Source organism: Catenibacillus scindens, from assembly GCF_014202115.1.
GTDB classification, from domain to species: Bacteria; Bacillota; Clostridia; order Lachnospirales; family Lachnospiraceae; genus Catenibacillus; species Catenibacillus scindens.
The window spans coordinates 1-3,341 of the sequence record NZ_JACHFW010000037.1; the positions used below are offsets into that span (position 1 = coordinate 1).

The following is a 3,341-nucleotide window of genomic DNA, read 5'->3' on the forward strand; positions in this document are numbered from 1 at the left end:
TTGTCCGGTTAATGTGTCCCCACCTGTCCGCTAATTATGTCTCAAGCTGTCCGCCGAATATGGCACAGGTGTCCGTTTGGGCTGGCAATCTGCAACTTCCTCCTTTATTCGCGATGAACTTATGTATAGTATAGTCCTTTTCCATAACAAAATCAATCGCATCCGGACTTTAGCGTAACGAGCAGTAGCGATCCGTGCTGTCATCCCTGACAACTAATTGGTCACGGCAAATATAGAAACGAGAAAAAGCGGCCCTGCTCCCCCATCACAGAAGGAACAGGCCGCTTTGTATCTAACCTGAAATCTTTTTTACTTTTCGATTCAGTTCTTTTGGCAGATAATACTTTTTATCCAGGCCAATATCTAAAATCCCATTGAGAGCGTTGCTCACCCTGGAACATCCATAGGTGGACATATAACACATATCTTCGATATTGGACACTTCCATATTATTCATCGTGTCAATAAGATTATCAATGGTAAACTCTGTCTCGTAGCGTCTCATCTTTGTCTCAAGAATACGGCAAAGCAGCAGGGCTGTATAACAGATGATACTGTGAGCAATCACCCGCTTTCTTTCGCAGGGATGTATGGCAGCCGGCAGATCGGTTTTCAGCGCTCTGAAACAATCTTGGAGTTTATACCGATAAAAGCTGGTCTCAACAATACTCCCGAACTCCCCATCAAGATCTGTCACTATCGCGGAAAATCCGTCATATTTTTCTTCTTCCGCGATAAGATCCTGGTCAAGCTCATATACTTCTCTGCTATCCTGAGAAGACACTCTCTTTATAAATCGGCCAGCGTCATCGGAATTATATTTATATGTATCCGCAGCCGGCCACTGAATCCGTTTCCTAGCCCGTTGGATCTGCCGTTCACGAATACTTCTCTGGAACTCCATCAACTTTCTGGAAAAAGTTATGATGATCTTTGGCTGGGACACCGTCTCACTCAGGGTAATATCGGCGCCGCTTCTTTCCAGCAAACCCTGAATCCATGGGCGAGTATCAAAATCCGGAACCCTCCTCAGAACTTTATAAGCTTTATCCTGATACAATCCTCTGTTTTTCCCGTCCATCCGATCGAAAGACCTCATAGCCCCAACTGACACCGGCTCGTCTGTAGACACCTTCCTGTAATCGCGATCACTAAAAACTGCTTTTTTTAAGGCATCCGGCAACTGATTTACCGCCTGGGATATAATAAATCCACGGCAATTAGAAGTCTCTGTCTTCCGCCGCAAAGATTTCTTACTGCCATCAACACATCTGACAATATTTTTCCCTTTCAAAATGTGCCTAAAATCTTTCTCTATCACTTCTGCGGTCTCCTGTCCGTCAGGTGTACCGGAAGTGATAAACATAGATACTGGTATACCATAAGAATCCATTATAATCCCCAGGCCAGCCGGACAGCCATCCTCCCGCCTGCCGGCCTCATACGGGGCAAGCTTGGGCAGCCGCTCACCCGTCACCGCGTCCACATACTCCTCATCTTCAGTTCCAATCTGAAAATAGTGATTAACGGGGTCATAGAAACAAGAGCCTCGGTCTTTCTTAATATACTTCGTGCTTTTTTCCAACAGATAGGCCATATATTCATCGCAATGTTCCTCAAGAAGATCCATCGTCTGAATCACTTGTTCATCATTAAACTCAGGCTGTTCGTAGAAATCCGCCTTATGCCTGTAAGTCCCAGGTTTAAAATCCTGCTCCAAAATTCTGGAATAGACAAGAAAACGATACACTTGATTGGGGTCAAAGGTCATCTCGGAGTTTTCTGCAATATGCTGGAAAAAGGAACCAATCTCAAGATCATGATACACTTGCTGTAAAAAGAGATATCCAACATTAAGCTGCTTACTTGAAGATACAAGATCACCGTAAGACTTGATCTTCTCTTCAAAATTCAGTTTGACTTCTAAAGGTACCGGCTTATTTTTTTTAGCCTCCTCATTATATTTTTTGACCTGCTCTTTCGCATAAGCAAGCGGGTCATCGGTAATCTTCAGAAGTTCCGAATGCTTTCCAATTCTGGCAATATTTTTTGTAGTCGTCTTTTTACCGTTCCTGATCCCAAGCTGGACAAAATAAGTTGGGTCTTTTGATTTTCTATCGTAGTTTAATTTCATAGGTGCATTATAACATGAAGTGCAACCACATACAACGGATATTCCAAAAATTTTTCCAAAATTTTTCAATATTCACGTAAATTTATATTATTCTTTATTTTTTATTGCAAAAAGGCGCACAACTACTTCACTTTTCAGAATTATATACTTTACATTTGTGAAGTATATAATTCATTACACAAACATGATTCCGGCTTTACAAAAATACCTGTTTATGATTTGGCTTGTTTCTCAACGATCACCCTGCATTCTTTCTTATAGCAAGCGACCCCATATTTGAGAATGGTATGACATCCCTCATTTTTTAATTCATCTCCATAAGCATTCTTATCAATCTGGAGAATCGCGTCATGACAAACCGAGTCAAATTGCCCTTCTCCGGCATATTTTACTTCAATAATGATGCCCATATCAGCGTCATCAATCAGAATAAATATATCACTGTACCCATTTCCGGATTCTTTGTTGGATTTTAGCTTCATCACAATAACTGATCACATCCCAGGGACAATACACTTCTACATCTCCAAACAGATATCCGTCATACCAGTTTTTCACAGCTTCATAGCCTATAACCGAGCAGAGCAGCGAGCGGGCCGTGGCATAATCCGCCCCATTAATCCCTTTCAGGATTATGGAAATTACCGGAAATTTACCCATGTATTCTTTACATAGTAACTTTGCACAAGCGACACAATTCCCATTCATCCTGGCTTCAGCAGAACATCAACAATCATCGCTGCAAACAATAACTCTAAATATGCAACTATATACTCCAATAATATGAAGTAATCACTCAAAAGGTTGAGATAGCGCAAATGGCGCAAGTACCTTGTATTTATCTGCTATGGATACTTACGCCATTAATTTGGTCTCTTATTTCTTAATGCTTCTGAAAATCAAAAAGACATAGTTCTGACCACCGGGTAGAATGAGTTACCACGTACACATGAAAGGAATGCAGAACTATGTCTTTTTGTATTATACACATAAATGGAAACTATTGCTATCGTAAATTGAAGAATTTTACATATTTTTTTGAGAAACCAAATTCTCCCCTGTATTATATGGAATCACATAATCCGATATGTCCTTGCTCCAATAAAACAGTGTATAGTGGCTCAGTTGTCAAGACAAAAATCTAAGATTTTTATAATGAACTGATATGGTGGACAAGTTCCCGGGAGAAGGATGTAGATAGTGGGTT

General features: G+C 40.8%; 2 protein-coding genes. Both read right to left on the bottom strand.

Going from position 1 to position 3,341, the window contains the following annotated elements; genetic code table 11:
• Positions 1 to 292: 292 nt before the first annotated feature.
• The gene (locus HNP82_RS17570) at positions 293 to 2,134 is read right to left on the bottom strand and encodes an IS1634 family transposase (RefSeq protein WP_183776797.1); all 1,842 of its coding nucleotides are present in this window, start codon (positions 2,132 to 2,134) and stop codon (positions 293 to 295) included.
• Positions 2,135 to 2,346: 212 nt separating this feature from the next.
• The gene (locus HNP82_RS17575; protein WP_243164861.1) at positions 2,347 to 2,616 is read right to left on the bottom strand and encodes a PD-(D/E)XK nuclease domain-containing protein; all 270 of its coding nucleotides are present in this window, start codon (positions 2,614 to 2,616) and stop codon (positions 2,347 to 2,349) included.
• Positions 2,617 to 3,341: the final 725 nt, after the last annotated feature.